The 14,817-nt window shown below is 61.5% G+C and carries 21 protein-coding genes; 8 read left to right on the top strand and 13 right to left on the bottom strand.

The window, feature by feature from the left end; all coding sequences use genetic code 11:
• Positions 1 to 19: 19 nt before the first annotated feature.
• Positions 20 to 640, bottom strand: coding sequence for a class I SAM-dependent methyltransferase (locus WDS16_RS24960; protein WP_338888589.1), 621 nt, complete (start codon positions 638 to 640; stop codon positions 20 to 22).
• 72 nt (positions 641 to 712) lie between these two features.
• Entirely contained in the window at positions 713 to 1,033 is a 321-nt protein-coding gene (locus WDS16_RS24965) for a helix-turn-helix domain-containing protein (RefSeq protein ID WP_338888590.1), read from the bottom strand.
• 45 nt (positions 1,034 to 1,078) lie between these two features.
• On the opposite strand from WDS16_RS24965, the gene WDS16_RS24970 reads away from it, so the two are divergent.
• Positions 1,079 to 1,825 carry an SDR family oxidoreductase gene (locus WDS16_RS24970; protein ID WP_338888591.1) on the top strand — a complete coding sequence of 249 codons (747 nt, stop codon included), beginning with the start codon at positions 1,079 to 1,081 and terminating at the stop codon, positions 1,823 to 1,825.
• 34 nt (positions 1,826 to 1,859) lie between these two features.
• On the opposite strand, the gene WDS16_RS24975 is transcribed toward WDS16_RS24970, so the two are convergent.
• On the bottom strand, positions 1,860 to 2,306 hold the full coding sequence (locus tag WDS16_RS24975) for a MarR family winged helix-turn-helix transcriptional regulator (RefSeq protein WP_338888592.1): 447 nt from the start codon (positions 2,304 to 2,306) through the stop codon (positions 1,860 to 1,862).
• A gap of 174 nt (positions 2,307 to 2,480) precedes the next feature.
• Here WDS16_RS24975 and WDS16_RS24980 point away from each other — a divergent pair, with 174 nt between their 5' ends.
• Complete coding sequence (locus WDS16_RS24980; RefSeq protein WP_338888594.1) at positions 2,481 to 3,020, top strand: maleylpyruvate isomerase family mycothiol-dependent enzyme; 540 nt, start codon at positions 2,481 to 2,483, stop codon at positions 3,018 to 3,020.
• A 22-nt stretch (positions 3,021 to 3,042) separates the two neighbouring features.
• Here the strand turns inward: WDS16_RS24980 and WDS16_RS24985 are convergent, their stop codons facing one another.
• The gene (locus tag WDS16_RS24985; RefSeq protein WP_338888596.1) at positions 3,043 to 3,228 is read right to left on the bottom strand and encodes a hypothetical protein; all 186 of its coding nucleotides are present in this window, start codon (positions 3,226 to 3,228) and stop codon (positions 3,043 to 3,045) included.
• Complete coding sequence (locus tag WDS16_RS24990) at positions 3,225 to 4,388, bottom strand: Cmx/CmrA family chloramphenicol efflux MFS transporter (RefSeq protein ID WP_338888597.1); 1,164 nt, start codon at positions 4,386 to 4,388, stop codon at positions 3,225 to 3,227. Before WDS16_RS24990 ends, WDS16_RS24985 begins: the two co-directional genes overlap by 4 nt.
• 792 nt (positions 4,389 to 5,180) lie before the next feature.
• On the opposite strand from WDS16_RS24990, the gene WDS16_RS28260 reads away from it, so the two are divergent.
• Both WDS16_RS28260 and WDS16_RS24995 read left to right on the top strand, forming a co-directional pair.
• Complete coding sequence (locus WDS16_RS28260) at positions 5,181 to 5,522, top strand: aminoacyl--tRNA ligase-related protein (RefSeq protein ID WP_422395862.1); 342 nt, start codon at positions 5,181 to 5,183, stop codon at positions 5,520 to 5,522.
• Entirely contained in the window at positions 5,434 to 6,156 is a 723-nt protein-coding gene (locus WDS16_RS24995) for an aminoacyl--tRNA ligase-related protein (RefSeq protein ID WP_338888598.1), read from the top strand. The genes WDS16_RS28260 and WDS16_RS24995 overlap by 89 nt, the downstream gene beginning before the upstream one ends.
• A gap of 10 nt (positions 6,157 to 6,166) precedes the next feature.
• Here WDS16_RS24995 and WDS16_RS25000 read toward each other — a convergent pair whose 3' ends face one another.
• Entirely contained in the window at positions 6,167 to 7,774 is a 1,608-nt protein-coding gene (locus WDS16_RS25000) for an ABC-F family ATP-binding cassette domain-containing protein (protein WP_338888600.1), read from the bottom strand.
• Between the two features lie 261 nt (positions 7,775 to 8,035).
• Between WDS16_RS25000 and WDS16_RS25005 the strand changes: the two genes are divergently transcribed.
• Entirely contained in the window at positions 8,036 to 8,242 is a 207-nt protein-coding gene (locus tag WDS16_RS25005; protein WP_338888602.1) for a helix-turn-helix domain-containing protein, read from the top strand.
• 10 nt (positions 8,243 to 8,252) lie between these two features.
• Here the strand turns inward: WDS16_RS25005 and WDS16_RS25010 are convergent, their stop codons facing one another.
• From WDS16_RS25010 to WDS16_RS25030, 5 genes are read right to left on the bottom strand one after another with little or no spacing between them, the layout of a single operon-like run.
• Positions 8,253 to 8,465 (bottom strand): PLDc N-terminal domain-containing protein, encoded by a 213-nt coding sequence (locus WDS16_RS25010; RefSeq protein ID WP_338888604.1) that lies wholly within the window; start codon positions 8,463 to 8,465, stop codon positions 8,253 to 8,255.
• A 17-nt stretch (positions 8,466 to 8,482) separates the two neighbouring features.
• A complete protein-coding gene (locus tag WDS16_RS25015) occupies positions 8,483 to 9,757 on the bottom strand; it encodes an alpha/beta fold hydrolase (RefSeq protein WP_338888606.1) in 1,275 nt (424 codons plus the stop codon).
• Positions 9,754 to 10,101, bottom strand: a complete 348-nt coding sequence (locus WDS16_RS25020; protein ID WP_338888608.1) for a TetR family transcriptional regulator C-terminal domain-containing protein — start codon at positions 10,099 to 10,101, stop codon at positions 9,754 to 9,756. The genes WDS16_RS25015 and WDS16_RS25020 overlap by 4 nt, the downstream gene beginning before the upstream one ends.
• Positions 10,102 to 10,103: 2 nt before the next feature.
• Positions 10,104 to 10,358, bottom strand: coding sequence for a TetR/AcrR family transcriptional regulator (locus WDS16_RS25025; RefSeq protein ID WP_338888609.1), 255 nt, complete (start codon positions 10,356 to 10,358; stop codon positions 10,104 to 10,106).
• Between the two features lie 41 nt (positions 10,359 to 10,399).
• Positions 10,400 to 11,008, bottom strand: coding sequence for a DUF998 domain-containing protein (locus tag WDS16_RS25030; protein WP_338888610.1), 609 nt, complete (start codon positions 11,006 to 11,008; stop codon positions 10,400 to 10,402).
• Between the two features lie 290 nt (positions 11,009 to 11,298).
• On the opposite strand from WDS16_RS25030, the gene WDS16_RS25035 reads away from it, so the two are divergent.
• On the top strand, positions 11,299 to 11,661 hold the full coding sequence (locus tag WDS16_RS25035; protein ID WP_338888611.1) for a hypothetical protein: 363 nt from the start codon (positions 11,299 to 11,301) through the stop codon (positions 11,659 to 11,661).
• A 305-nt stretch (positions 11,662 to 11,966) separates the two neighbouring features.
• Here WDS16_RS25035 and WDS16_RS25040 read toward each other — a convergent pair whose 3' ends face one another.
• Positions 11,967 to 12,602, bottom strand: coding sequence for a hypothetical protein (locus WDS16_RS25040; RefSeq protein ID WP_338888612.1), 636 nt, complete (start codon positions 12,600 to 12,602; stop codon positions 11,967 to 11,969).
• Positions 12,599 to 12,994 (bottom strand): hypothetical protein, encoded by a 396-nt coding sequence (locus WDS16_RS25045; RefSeq protein ID WP_338888614.1) that lies wholly within the window; start codon positions 12,992 to 12,994, stop codon positions 12,599 to 12,601. Before WDS16_RS25045 ends, WDS16_RS25040 begins: the two co-directional genes overlap by 4 nt.
• Positions 12,995 to 13,050: 56 nt before the next feature.
• On the opposite strand from WDS16_RS25045, the gene WDS16_RS25050 reads away from it, so the two are divergent.
• Entirely contained in the window at positions 13,051 to 14,181 is a 1,131-nt protein-coding gene (locus WDS16_RS25050; RefSeq protein WP_338888616.1) for a PEP/pyruvate-binding domain-containing protein, read from the top strand.
• Between the two features lie 24 nt (positions 14,182 to 14,205).
• Positions 14,206 to 14,814 (top strand): histidine phosphatase family protein, encoded by a 609-nt coding sequence (locus WDS16_RS25055; RefSeq protein WP_338888618.1) that lies wholly within the window; start codon positions 14,206 to 14,208, stop codon positions 14,812 to 14,814.
• Positions 14,815 to 14,817: the final 3 nt, after the last annotated feature.

Here is a 14,817-nt window from a genome sequence, read left to right on the forward strand (position 1 = left end):
GCGCGGTGTCGAGTCTCGACTATTCTTGCCGCGAGTTGTCGTCCGAATTCGTGAGTTCGGCCAGAATGGCGCCGTGTGGCCGGTACCCAAGTCCGGTGCGGGTGTGGGTCTCGATGATCGTGAATCCAGCACCGTCGAGTTGCGCACTCAACTCCCTGACGGGCCACCGGTACGCAGTGATGACCGCATGATCGAATGGTTCGAGGGTGGGGGCCTCGAAGAACCCGATCAGGAGTTTTCCGCCGGGTCTGAGCGCTCTCGCGAATTCTTCGAACGCAAATCGAATATCGCCCGGGTCGTGGTGAATCAGCGAGTACCAGGCGAGTATCCCGGCGACGGAACCGGACTGCGCATCGAGATTTTCGGCCCGGCCGTCGTCGAACCGGCAGCTCGGGTAAGTGGTGCGTGCATGTTCGACGAAGGTGTGTGTCGGGTCGACTCCACGTACATCGACGTCGTGCAGGTGGAGGTGGTTGGTCCACTGTCCAGGCCCGCAGCCGACGTCGATGACAGGGCCAGCGATCGACCGGGCCCAATCGGTGACGAGTTGCTTGTCGGACGGGTGCACCATCTCCATCGAACCCACGACGCGCACATACTCCTCGGCGCGGTCGGCGTACGAGGCCTCGACGTTATCCATGCACCGAAGATAGTTCAGGAGCCGCCGGAGGCGGCGTCGGGACGCAGAAGTATCGAGTTGGTCGGTGCTGGTCTAGGAGTCGGTATTCGAATCCGGCCTCGGCGGTAGCGGATCATCGGACTGCGCCGCAGCCCATTCCGCCGACCACTGCCACAGTGGTTCGAGTGCCGCGCTGAGTGCAACACCTGCCTGGGCTAGCTCGTACGTCCGCGAGGGGCTCTTCTCGATCAGTCGGGCATCCTGGAGTTGTCTGAGTCGTTCTGCAAGCATGCTCGACGAGCAGTTGTCCATTCGTCGTCTGAGCTCCAGGAACCCGAGCTGGCCGGCTTCGAGTTCCCACAGGATTCGCAAACTCCACTTCTGACCCAGAAGATTCTCATTCAGAAGCACCATACTCACTTCTGTTTCAGAAGCGTTCGGTGACGGTAAGGGGCAAGCATGGCGGTAAACCAGGACGGTTCGGGTCGCGTAAGTCTCGTGACAGGTGCATCACGTGGGATCGGCGCCGAAATAGCCCGACTCGTCGGCGCCGCTGGCGATGCGGTCGTGGTGAACTATCGCGAGAAGCGCCCGCGTGCGATCGCGGTGGCGGCAGAGATCGAACGCGCTGGAGGCCGGGCTCTTCCGATCGGCGCCGACCTGTCGGACGACAAGAGTGCGTCGGCGATGATCGACGACATCTCACGCACCTTCGGTCGTCTCGATGTGCTCATTTTGAATGCATCCGGAGGGTTGGAACGCGGGGCTGATCCCGACTACGCGATGCGTCTCAATCGTGATGCCCAGGTGCGTCTCGTGGAACTGGCCATTCCGCTGATGAAGCCGGGCAGTCGGGTCGTGTTCGTCACCAGTCACCAATCGCACTTCTACGGGCAGAAGCCAGTGCCGGAAGACTACGAGCCCATTGCACAGAGTAAGCGGGCTGGCGAAGACGCCTTGCGAGAACGTATTCCGGAACTTCTCGAGCGTGGCATCACGCTGACCGTGGTGTCGGGCGACATGATCGACGGGACGATCATCGTCCGGTTGCTCGAGCGTCGAGATCCCGATGCCGTCTCCGGTCGGCGCGAACACGGAGCATTGCCGACTATCGAGGAGTTCGCGTCGGTAGTGGTCGATGCGTCACTCGCGCAGGTCGAGTCGGGACATACCTTCTATGTCGGCGGCGAAGATTATTTGTCTTGAACGACATGCACCAGTAGCCGGGCGGGGTTGCGTCTCAGTCCGACTCGCAGGCGGCGGCGACTCGGTCGAGTAGTCGGCGGAGATTTCTGGCGTCGCTCTCCGTCAATGCAGTGTGAAGGAGCTTGTCCTCTACCTCTCTGATGTTCCTGCGGACTCCGTCGAGCAGTGCTTGCCCGCTCTCGGTGATGGCAACAGTCCGTTGGCGTTGGTCCTGGGGCCGGTCTCGACTGACGAGCTCTCGCTTGACCAGCTCGTCCAGGTGTCGACCGAGCCGAGTGGGATCACGGCGGGTCCTACGGGAGAGCTCGCGTTGAGATACGGCGGCACCCGAGGCGACCTCGGTCAGGATTGCGTATTCCCACATCGACAGTCCGGCTTCGCGGAGGATGGGCTCCTCCAACGCGCCCAATCGCGGCAATATCCGAAACATGACTGCAGCCAGGTCCTGCTCGCCGGGCGGCGGACTGTCAGCATCGGTCATGGACAACCTTCCGATAATCATCTACCTTGGTAGACGGTTCGATCATCTACCTTGGTAGATGATCGAGTCTCGATTCTGTGCATCTCACGTTAAGTCACACCCTGCCAGTCTTTGCGACTACCCGACGCGACAGCGTGCGTCGGGTGTGCTGGCCGTACCGGAAATGGGCCCTCTATGGACGTATCCGTCTTGCATACCGCGACCGAATGCCTTGCTGAATACCTATCCGAGGTGACCCAGGGAGATCTCGGACAATCAACGCCGGTGCCGGGCAGAGATATCGGCGACCTGTACCTGCACCTGATCGATCAGAACACCACCGTCACTGCAGCTCTTCTGCCTGAAAGTGCGCCTTCGCAGGCCGGCGCCACGAGTCGATCGACGCTCGATGCGTCGGTAAACGTGTACGGCGGTGGCTTCGAAGAGCGGTATCGCCGAACAGCGTTGCAGATGGAGGATGCCTTTGCGTCCGTTTCCGCTGCTGATCTGCGTTGCCGAATCGACGGCGTCGAGATGGAGGCTGGCGCAATATACGACCAGCAGGTCAGCGAAACAGTCATCCACACTTGGGATTTGGCCCATGCCATGGGGCTGACCTTTCACCCGCCGCTGCAGGTGGCGCTTCGAATACTGAAAACACTCGAGGATCAGTCGATCGAAGATGTCGATGCGGTGTGGGAGAGCGCCCTCAGAATGTCCGGACGGCTGAGCTGACGACCTCCGAGCACGCCAAGCGTCAGCGGGCAGGAATATCCCACAAGCGGTAGTCGGCAATCGTAGTGAACCCCATGCCGGTGTACATTGGATAGCCAGGAGTGGTCGCCTGAAGAACCGCGGTGTCCGCACCACGGTCGAAGCCGTCCTTCATCGCCGCCCACGTGACAGCAGCGCCGAAACCCGATCGAGTGGTCGCGTAGTTCACGCGCGGGAAATTACGTGGCGGTATCGTCGCGACCATGCCGCCGCACCGACCATGAGTGCGATCGCCACCAGAGCGGCGCTCGACCACAGTGGCGCCCGGTAGCCCAGGCCCATTCCGATCGTGGCCGCTCCGAGCGCAGGACCCAGAGCGGCACCGACATTGAATGCGACGGTCGCGAACGAGCCACCGAGCGTCGGGGCGTCATCGGCGGCGTAGAGCACCTGTGAGATCAACGTCGAGCCGACCGCAAAGGAGAGCGCTCCCTGCGTGAACAACAAGGCCAGCGTCACGGCCGGATGGGAAGCGGCCAAGGCGAATAGGATCCAGCCCACCAGCAGAACCACCGCCCCGACGATCAGAAGCGCCAGGGGCCGTGTGTCGGCGAGCCTGCCTCCGACGGCTACTCCAATGAACGATCCGAGCCCGAACAGCCCGAGAAGCACAGGCAACCATTGGGAGTCGAACCCCGAGATATCCGTCAACAGCGGCGCCAAATAAGTGAACGAGCAGAACGTCGCACCGTTGATCAGCGCTCCGAGGATCAGCATGAGAACGAGCTTCGGGCGGCGCAACGCTGCACATTCTGCTCTGGCGTTGGGGATGGATCGTGTCGGTGGATCCGACGGTGTCGAACGCATGATTGCTACGACTGCGGGCGCGGAAATCACCACGATCGCCCAGAACGCGGCGCGCCAGCCCCACAAGTCGCCGAGAATGGCGCCACCGGGCACCCCGACTACGCAGGCGATGGTCACACCCCCGAGGAGCACTGATGTCGCCCGTCCCTTCATATCGGCGGGGACCATCGACATAGCCACGCTCAAGGCCACCGCCAGGAACCCGGCGTTGGCTAGTGCGCCGATGATGCGGGTGACCAGTAACACCTCGAAACTGCCTGTGAGTGCGCCGATTACGTGTACCGCCATGAATGTGATCAGGAAAGTCAGTAGTGCACGTCGGCGCTGCCATCGAATGCTTGCGACAGCCATCAACGGTGCGCCGACGATCATCCCGACGGCGAAAGCGGAGGTCAGCAGTCCCGCTGCGGACATTGATACTTGTAGATCGTTGGCCATGCCGGGGATAAGGCCGGACAACATGAATTCTGATGTGCCTTGGGCGAATACAGCAAGCCCGAGGATGTAGATAGCGAATGGCACCGTGAAACTCTCAATCCGAGATCGCGAGAGACTTCGCGGGCGCATGACCCGCGAGGCTGAGGACACGACGTGCGTCACCGTATGAATGTGCGCAGCCGAATTTTCTACTCGAAGTTCGGAAGGTAAAGGTGTGCCACCGATTGCGCACGAGAAGAGAACGACCGCGGTTGGTGCGGAGTTCGAGCGCAACGAGATGTGGCCACCGGACTACTTCCGGTGGCTAGAGTCTGGACGCCTTCGGGCTGGACACAGTTGCGAACGTAGCAAATGTCGCTCGGCGATGTCCACCGCATTCGATCCTGCGCAGCAGTGCCGATGCCGATCGAACAGGGTGGCGCATCTCTGTCTCGTCCTGTACTTTCCCTTGCATGATCGAATTCAGTTCATCCACGACGACGCCGGGAGATGCCGGTGTCATTGCGACGGACTGACTGAGCTCGGTCCAACCCAAGCCCCGGAACAGCTCCGGGGCTTTATGCATTCCTGGGGTCTGTGTCGGATTCATCGATCCAGGAGCACCCTATGGACCACGACCACCGCGACCTCAATCGAAATATGTCGATCTTCACAACAGACCCCCAGGTTGGCTCGGGGTTGCCAATGTGGCTGCCGTCGGGCGCCGCCATTCGCCACGAGCTCGAACGCTTGGCGCGAGAGCTCGCTCACGCCGATGGCTGTGTCAGCGTCTATTCGCCGGTTCTCGGAAAGCGGGACCTCTATGCGCGTTCCGGGCATCTGAGCAAGTTCAGCGAAGATATGTTTCCCGCAATGCAATTGGGTGAGGACGACCTGATGTTGCGACCTGCGAATTGCCCGCATCATGCGTTGATCTTCGCTGCTGACAATCGTTCCTACCGCGACCTACCGATCAGGCTGAACGAGCTCGCTTCGATGTTTCGCGCCGAACGTTCGGGTGTAGTCTCCGGACTGAGCAGGGTACGGCAGATCAACCTCGACGATACGCATGTGTTCTGCAGGCCGGACCAGGTTTTGGCGGAAGTGCAACGAGCGCTTCGGTCCGCTCTGCGCGCAAGAGATTCTGGGGTTGCCCATCGACTACGTACGACTGTCGAAGCGCGACGACTCCGGCTCGTGGTTGGGCAGTGCTGCTCAGTGGTCCGAAAGCGAGGGTGACCTGCGGGCTGCCGCTATCCCGGTCGCCGAGGAGCACGGGCTCGGTGTTGTCGAAGTAGCCGGGGAGGCAGCGTTCTACGGGCCGAAGCTGGACATCCAGTCCCGGGCTGGGCGCGGAAACGAAGATACCATTGCCACCGTGCAACTCGACTTCACCCAACCAGAACGTTTCGACCTGAAATACAAAGGCCAGGACGGGAAGTTTCACCGGCCCGTAATGATTCACCGGGGAACCGTCGGATCCATGGAACGTGTCACTGCGCACCTTCTCGAGCACTATCGAGGCCGTTTACCGTTCTGGTTGGCTCCGACTCAGATCACGCTGCTGCCCGTCGGCACCGAACAGGACGCGTCGGTGCGCGCCTTCGCCGACGATGCGATCGGGGCAGGACTTCGCGTGAGAATCGACCACGGCGGTTCGCTCGGTTCGCGAATCCGTGACGCGCGTGCACGTGGGGATCACCTCATCGGTGTGGTCGGGCCGAACGAGGACGAGGCGAATACCGTTCAGATCACCGATATCGTCGGAGGCGTCCGACTGCACATCGAGCGATCGGAATTGCTGACCCTGATGCACGATGCCCACCGCGCACGCCGGAGGGCACCGAACTGGCCGACCACCGAATCGGAGTAGGACTCTCTCCTCAGGGGCATCGCCCACCTGCCAGATCGAGGGTGTTCCACGACTCCGTGTCGCGGAGCATCTGCCGGTCGTGGGTGGACACCACCACCGCTGCTTCTGTTGCGTCGAGCGCCTGAGTCAACTCGTCGACCAACCTGATGGACAGATGATTCGTCGGCTCGTCCAGCAGGAGCACATGCGGTCGGTGAGCCAGTGCGACTGCGAGGTCCAGTCTGCGCTGCTGGCCCATGGACAGCTCACCGATCCGCTGATCGACTTCCCTCGAGCGCAGAATCCCCAGCGAGGACAAGGACGCTGAGATGTCCGCATGCGAGCGAAAGTAGTCGCCTGCTCTGCGTTCTGCGGGAAGAGATGATTCCTGGCGGAGCAGAGCGATCCGTGTCCCGTGGGGTGTGTGACGTCGTCCCGTCGTCGGGTGCAACTCTCCTGCCAATACGGCTAGCAGCGTGGACTTTCCGGATCCATTGGGCCCGGTCACAACGTATTTGGAACGAGAGTGCAGAGTCAGTGAGACTGGCATGTTCAACCGGCCGTCGACGGTGACTTCCTCGGCATCGAGCAGCGACACGCCGCTCCGAGACCGCAGCTCGGGGAACCGAAATCGTTGTGGGGGTTCGGGGACGGGCAACAACTGAGACTGCAACGCCGATTGGCGACGACGCACGTTCTGAACGAGACTGCCGGCTCGGGTCGCACGTTGGTGCTTTCCCGTACCTTTCCCTGGCCGCCATCCACTGACAAGGCGATTCTGTGCGTTGCTGAGATCCTCGCGTAGCTTCGTCGTCTCCGCGCGCTGCTGTTCGTATTCCTGCTCCCACCGAGTCGTTTCGGACTCTCGCCCTGACCGATAGCTCGTGTAGCCGTCTCCATAGGTACGAGGACGACCATCGGGCGTCGGATCGAGATCCAGTATGTGTTGTGCAACATCGGATATCAGTGCACGATCATGACTGACGACGACGACTCCGCCTGCTCTTGTCGACAGTCGTTCGGTCAGGTAGTCCAGACCTGCCCGGTCGAGGTGATTGGTCGGCTCGTCGAGCAGCAAGAAGTCGTCCTGTGCACCGAGTAGGCACGCCAGACGAACACGATAGCGCTGTCCCACGGATAGTTCGGTCAAGAGCCGTGACCGATCGGATTCGGCACCTAAACCGTCGAGTGCGATGTCCACTCGCCTTTCTGCGTCCCACGCCCCGAGGGTCTCCACCTGCTCGAGCGCTGACGAATAGCGTTCGTCGGCGCCCGGCTGTCCTGCTGCGAGACCGATCGTCGCAGATTCGAATTCAGTGAGGGCGGAGAGTGATTGGGCAATGGAATCGGCGATTACCTGACCCACCGTTCGATCGTCGGTGGTGCGTAGCTCCTGCTCGGCGAGACCGAGGGTGCCCACGCGTGAGACGCTGCCGGAGTCCGGCAAGAGCGTCCCCGCAAGTACGTGGAGCAAAGTGGATTTGCCGCGGCCATTTTCACCCACGATGCACCAGCGTGACGTCGGCGTGACGGTGAGGTCGACACCGCTGAGTACAGGGGTGTCGTTGTAGGTGACAGAAATGTCGGAGGCGATGAGTTGCGCAGATGAGCGCGCAGGAACAAGCGTCGAGTCAGGCATTTTTCTCCAGAAGTGCGCGCGTCACCCAAGGCAAACGGTGTTGGATGAGGGCGCGCGTGAGTTGACGGCAGACCCTAGGGGGTCCGAGGTTCACGGATGACCGGAACTGTCCGTCACTCGAAGATCAAATGCATGCCGCCACGGTAGCAGTGGACCGGCAATCGCGCACCGGCTTTTTTCAGGGTTTGGATGTCCCTGCTGTCATCGTCTTTTGGCGAGTGCTGAGTACCCGTCGTCATTCTGTGCTGGGCAAATCAGAAGATGCTCACTCAGACCTTGCGGAACGTCGAACGAGACGGACTACTCACTCGCATGGGCACCCCGACCATCCCGCTGACCGTGGAGTACGAATTGACTGCTCTCGGCCTCTCCCTGGTCGATGTGTTTCTCCAGCTCAAACGGTGGTCGGATGCCAACATGGACGAGGTTGCGCGGGCGCGCCGAACCTACGATTCCCGCACGTGTTAGTCCCGGTGTCTCACTGCTCGGCACTCTTGGGGCGAGCCCAGAACCAGGCGAGCGCTCCGAAAACTGGTATGGCGAGTACCAGCACACACCACCAGAACTTCCCACCCTGCCTGGCGTGGGAGGTCCGCAGAATCGACCCCCATGCGATACCGCAGAGAATCAGCCAGATCAGTACCATCGCCGTCCAGGTGAGATCGAATGCAAGTGGCACTGTGGGATTCATTGTTCTGCTCTTTCCTCTCAACGTCTGTTCCGCGACACTACTGTGCGAAGGCGTCGGCGTAAGGCCCCCACCGCCGTGTCCCATGCCAGGGTGGTGGCGATGAGGTGGGGCAGGAAACGCGTCGGCGATCCGCGGACGGCGAATGACTGGATTTTCGACGAGTCCGATGCAGTCGTCAGTCGCGCAGCCTGACCGCCGGTCATTCGTTCGATGACGTGCAATGCGACCAACTGGTGGGTGTCGAGTGCGCTGTGGCCGCTGTCGATGGTCACGAGATGTGCATTGGGAATGAGGCTGTCGGCGGATACGGCGACAGGTCTGGGAGTCCGCAGATCACGAGTGCCGGAGATGATGGCGGTGGGCCACTGGAAGTCGGGCATATGCGTGGCAATGTCGAACGGCTCGGAGGCGAAGGGGGGATACTTCGATGCGATGTCTACGAATTGTGGTGCAGGATCGAATGGCTGACCATTCGGTGGCGGAGCGTAGTTGAGTTCGGTGAACGCGATTGCGCTGACCGGACCGAATTCCATCCAGTAGGGCATGGCTGTGTCGTCGGCGGCTTCGCTGCGACCGAGTTGTGCGACGAACGTCCAGGTGCGTCGTGCGTCGCCGGTACGAGCGAGGGCGAGGAGTCGGCGCAGTAGTGCTGGTCCTCCGAATTCGTAGACTTTTCGCACGACATCGCATGCTTCGTCCTGGTCGACGCCGCCGTCGACGAGGTCGCGGAGCATCCGAGCGCAGTCCGCAAGCGCCGGTTCGTCTCCGTCCCACAGCAGTGACCGCGCGTGCGCCCGCACGACGTGGTGATCGTGTGCCGACATCACCGTCGAGTCGAGCACCAAGCCCGCCACACGATTCGGGTGCGTGATCCCGAAACCGCACGCCAGATAGGTTCCGTAGGACGAACCGTAGACCACGGCGGCGTCGATCTCCTCGTGGTCGAGGATGGCGGCGATGTCGCTGATCACGGCCTCGACTGTGATCGCAGCGACCGGGAGATCGTTCCCGTCGATGTCGCTGCGAGAGAGTCCGATTCCCCGATGTTCGATCATGAGGGTGTCGATGCCGAGCTTTCTCGCTCGCGCGCGGAACCGGCGGTAAGGCAGAACTGATGCCAGACCTGGCCCGCCCGGTAGTACGACGACGGGAACCGCAGACCTCGGGCCGGTGCGTGTGTAGGCAAGGTCGAATGCCGGACCGGCGTCCGTCGCCGGCCGTCGGAGAGTCCGAAGCCCGGGAGCCTCGAGCGCAGTCCTGCGTAGGCGCGCACTTCGTCGGTCGCTGCTCATCCGCGATGGCTTCCGAGAACGCCCGCGAAGTGCCGGGCGAGCAGCCGTCGTCCATCGGGCACTGTGGCAGGCGACCCGGGTGTGAGCGCCTCCATTGCGATACCCACAGTCAGTGCTATGGCGGTGTTTGCAACGTCGTCTACCGAGTCCGCATCCAGGAGGTCTTCTTCCACGAAATGCGTCAGCCATCGACGCATGTGCTCGTGTGATCTGGTTGCCGCGGCGGCCAGCAATCTTTGGTTGGACTCGGCAGGGCTGGGCCCCAGTGCGGAGGAATACGCGGTGAACCAGAGACGAAGTGCCGCATACTCGTCGAGATCAGCAGGCAAGAACTGCGCGACCATGCTCAGATGCGAGCATCCAGTGACGCGGAGGTGTCGAGCACGACGGAATCGTCGATTATCGTGTCGACCCGCCGTGCGACGATGGCGTCGAACAGCTCTTTCTGGGTAGGGAAATAGTGCCGAAGGGTGCCGACTCCGACACCTGCTTTGTCGGCGGTAGCTCGAACGGTGACGGCGTCGAGACCGTCGCTATCCGCGATCGACGACGCCGCGGCGAGGATGGATTCGCGTCGACCAGCCCGGTCTTTGCCTGCCATTCCCCCACGCTAGCATTCCGTACTAGTACGTCGTTTGAATGTCAGGACTGGCGAATCAGAAGGCCGACTGCGACTGTGATGTAGAAGACGTTGACCGAGAGGATGAAGATTCGCTCGGAGATGCCGAACGCATAGCGCCGCAGCGGACGAACGACGAGGGCTGCGACGAGCGCAACGAGCGAGACGAGTGCTATCCATGAGACGACGACGAGTATCGATCCCAGCGGTTCGTCGGTGATCGGGCGCAGCAGGTTCACGAAGTTGCTCATGCACGCGTAGCTGAGTGCGAACCAGGCGATCGCGGCCACATAGTGAAGTCGACCGACGGCGGTGGATTTCTGCCCCTCCAGGTCGGTGGGCAGGAACGGAAGCACGACGAAGATGGAGGCGAGGACGACCAGGAAGATGGCGACCTTGGTGCGATCGTCCCAGTCGGGGAATCCCGTGATCACGGCGAGTGCAAGAGCGCCCCAGAGGCCCGCAGTGACCCAGGTCATGGTCGAACTCAACGTCCGAGTGGGACCGACGGCATAGTCGCTGACGGCGTGTTCGACGATGTTGTATTCGCTCTTCACGACATGCAAGGCGACGAAGAGCGCAAGGCGCACCACACCGAAGACGAGTGCGACTGTGGCGAACACGGTGGTCATGGTGGTTCCTTCGTTCACGGAGGCGGTAGTTTGGCCGAATCGTCCGGTTTGCAGGGCATTTGACGCTTCGGTCGGTGTGCAGCACTCGAAACATACGGCATCCGTGGACTTCCGGGGAGATCGCTCAGTGAGTGATGGTGCGCGAAAAGAGCTCGAGCCTCGTTTGCCCGGTGCGCCACCTGGGTAAGTGCAGGTCTACACGGGTCACCTGGATGTAGCGCGCGGTTGCCGAAAGATCTGAGCGAGTCGTGGCGGCACGAGATCGACCCAGAGGACAGTGAGGCCAATCCATGACGAACGACATCGAAAAGCGGTGGCATGATCCCGATGCCTTCCGAAACGCCGCGCGATACACCGTCGGAGTGATTGTCGCGGCCGTGGCGATACTGGTGGCATGCATCATGTGGGCGGCGTGGGGTACGAATGCGGGCGCATGCGATGACGCGGCATTTGTGGCATGCGCAGATCCTGAGCGAACAATTCTCGTCACCATTCCTCCGGCGCTCCTGCTTGCAGGCGGGATCGGCGCGTTCGTACAGACCTATCGGGTGTGGCGCAAGGGCGGAGCGTGGCCGATCTGGCAGGGCGCCGGGTGGATTCTTCTGACATTCATGGTGTTCTACATGGGGATGGCAGTGAGTGTGGGACGCTGAATCTCCTGCGGCTCCGCCGCAGTGGCACGAAAAAGTGCGTTGGAATGCACTTAACCGTGCCACTGGCGGCGGAGCCGCTGTGCTCATGAATGCTGTTCGTGCTTTAGACCGTTCGTCCCTTCGAGTAGCCGTCGCCCCTACAGATCCAAGATCTGGTGTCCTGAAAGAGAACACGATCGAGAAATGTCATGTGCTTGTCGTAGGTAGCGGACTGCGAGTTCCAAGTAACGCTGCCATCTGACGAGTCGGCGAGTCGATTGGTCTGGCATTCTCAGCACTCCTCCCGCTCCTTCTCGTGTGCCGATTCAGTGTTCGGTTCGGCGATCGATTCCTTGAGTGGCAAGCAGGTCCTCGTGCAGTTGGAACCAGACCTTGTGGCAGGAGTCGACGTCGGTCTTGTCTACCCAGTCGCGATGCCCATGGTGTGCTCGTTGAAGTGCTGTGCAGAAACGAATGTCATAGCCGCGGAAGCGGTTCAACACACCGGTAAGTCGACCGACGATCGGGACGAGCGCGGCATACAGATCGGAAAGCTCGTCGAGGATACGGTCGTCCCAGTCCGCGTCGCGGTGGTCGGTCGATCGCAGCGCACCGTCCGCGGTGGGCCCGAGCTGCCAGTCCGTGCAGGCTCGTACAAGTCTTGCGTTCAGAGGCAAGAAGGCCTTGTACGACGCCCCTATCTCGTCATCGGGGTCGGCGACCTTGCGTTCGTCGGCGAGGCGACGTTCGTTCTCCAGCCGACCTTCGTCGGTCAACGACCACCCGGCAAGCCCGTCAAAATCGAGGTACTGCAGCCATCCGCTGCCTGCGCCTTCGAGAAGAATCCGTGTCGTGTCCTGGGGGTCGAGATCGTAGAACCCGGCAGTCGCTGCTGCGTCGGCGAATCCCAGTAGCCGAACGGCGTGTAGGACCAGCAAATCTGTACTCGACTGCAGAGTCATGGCTTGTCGGTTCCTTTGGCGGCAAGCCGCTCGTAGTGTTGTTGACATGCTTGTCTGGATCGGAAGCCCATCGCGTCGGCGATCTGAGTCCAGGTAAGCCCAGCCGAACGTGCCACGAACAGCAGGCCCGCTTCGACGGCGTCGATTTCCGCCCGAGCTGCAGGCATCAGAGCAAGGGCACTGAGCAGTTCCTCGTCACCCAGTTCCGCTGACTTCCACATCGCGAAGTGCACGAAATCGACATCCGAGATCGGAATGGGTGCAGGGCGCCATGGGCGAGCGTCGATTGCATGGGCACCAGCGGCGAGAAGCTGTTGATGCGCGTGCCGCTCGCGGTCCATCTGATTCTCTTCGCCATTCGGCGCCTGGTTCGGGTTGTGCTTGCCTTTCACTCGACCATCATGGCAACATCGCCACAGTGATGTCAACAAAATGTTGAGGAAATGAAGTGATCACACCACTGATAGACGCGGTGTCGCCAACCTGCGGAGCCAAAGCTGCGACGCTCGCGATGCTTATGCGACAGGGAATTCCGGTGCCGGACGGGTTCGTCGTCCATCATGATCACGAGCCGCTTCTCGATGCAGTCGTGGGGTACCTCGCCGCGCTCGGTAGTCCGGTCGTGGCAGTGCGGTCCTCTGCCTCGAATGAGGACGGCGCTGAAAGCTCGGCTGCAGGCCAGTACGACAGCTTCCTCGGTGTGCACGGCAATCATGCTGTAGTGGAGGCGATTCGAGCTTGTCGAGGATCGCTCGGATCGGCACGGGCGGCAAGCTATTGGAACCACTCATCTGCACCGGATGCTGAAATGGCAGTCCTGGTACAACGTTTGATCGATGCAGAAGCGGCGGGAGTGATGTTCACGCCTGTGCACCCGAATGAGAGCATCAGGATCGAGGCCTCGTGGGGGCTTGGATCCAGCGTCGTGGACGGAGCTGTCACGCCTGACACATATGTGATCGCGCCGAATGGTGCTATCACGCGATCGATCGGTGGCAAAGCGACGCGAACCGACAGTCGCGGCGGGAAGCTTTCGACCACATCTGTTGCTTCGGAGGAACAGCTGATTCCGGCGCTCAGTGAGAGCGCCGCAGCCGAGCTCGGGGCACTTGGAATCGCGGTCGCGAATGTGCTCGGGTGCGCGCAGGACATCGAATGGGCAGTGGACGACGACGGAAAGATGTGGATTCTTCAAGCTCGACCGATCACTGCCGCGCTTCCGCCGCTTCGTGCCAGCGCATTCGGGGCAGAACGACCTGGCTTGGTGGGAACCCCAGGCAGTGCAGGAATCGCGACTGGCACGCCACGAATCTTGCATGGCCCCTCCGACTTTTCCCGAGTCCGGCCTGGCGATATTCTCGTGTGCTCGTTCACAGACCCAGCCTGGACGCCGTTGTTTCGCATCGCAGCGGGCGTGATCACCGAGACCGGGGGTGCCCTCTCCCACGCCGCGATCGTTGCCCGTGAGCACGGCATACCTGCGATCCTCGGCGTCGCGGACGCCACAAGTCGACTCCGTGACGCCGACTCCATCACCATCGACGGCTTCACCGGGCATATCGCCATCACGTCACGCTGACGACATTCAACTCGAAAGGCACTCATGGCAACGAGATATCTCTACATTGCCCGACATGGCGACGCAGATGCCTTCGGGGATCTGACCGACATCGGTCGAGAACAAGCGCGGCTCCTCGGAGAACGCCTCGCGCACGTGCCCCTTGCTACGGTCTGGCACTCCCCACTTGCTCGCGCCGCCGCTACTGCTCATGAACTCAGTGCTCGTCTTGCCCACGGAGTGCTGATCGCGGAGGCTACCGAACTCATCGATCACATCCCATATGTGCCTACCGCCGACGAGACGCCGCCGACCTGGGTGCCGTTTTTCGACGGGTATGACGCGGCGGAAGCGGCCGCCGGGTATGCGACGTCCCAAAGCCTGATCTCACGATTCGGCTCGGGCGCCGACCAAGGTGACCAGGGAGACGTCCACGAACTCTTGATCACTCATGCGTACCCCATTGCGTGGCTTCTGCGGGACGCTCTCGACGCACCCCACGCGCGTTGGCTCGGCCTCGACAGCGCCAACGCTGCGCTCACTGTCATCGAACACCGGCCCGGCCTACCGCCAGGATTGGTGATGTTCAACGATATGAGTCATCTTCCCTCCGAACTTCGTTGGACAGGATTCCCCTCGAACAACAGGCCCTGAAAC

Origin of the sequence: Rhodococcus sovatensis, assembly GCF_037327425.1 — a bacterium.
GTDB classification, from domain to species: Bacteria; Actinomycetota; Actinomycetes; order Mycobacteriales; family Mycobacteriaceae; genus Rhodococcoides; species Rhodococcoides sovatense.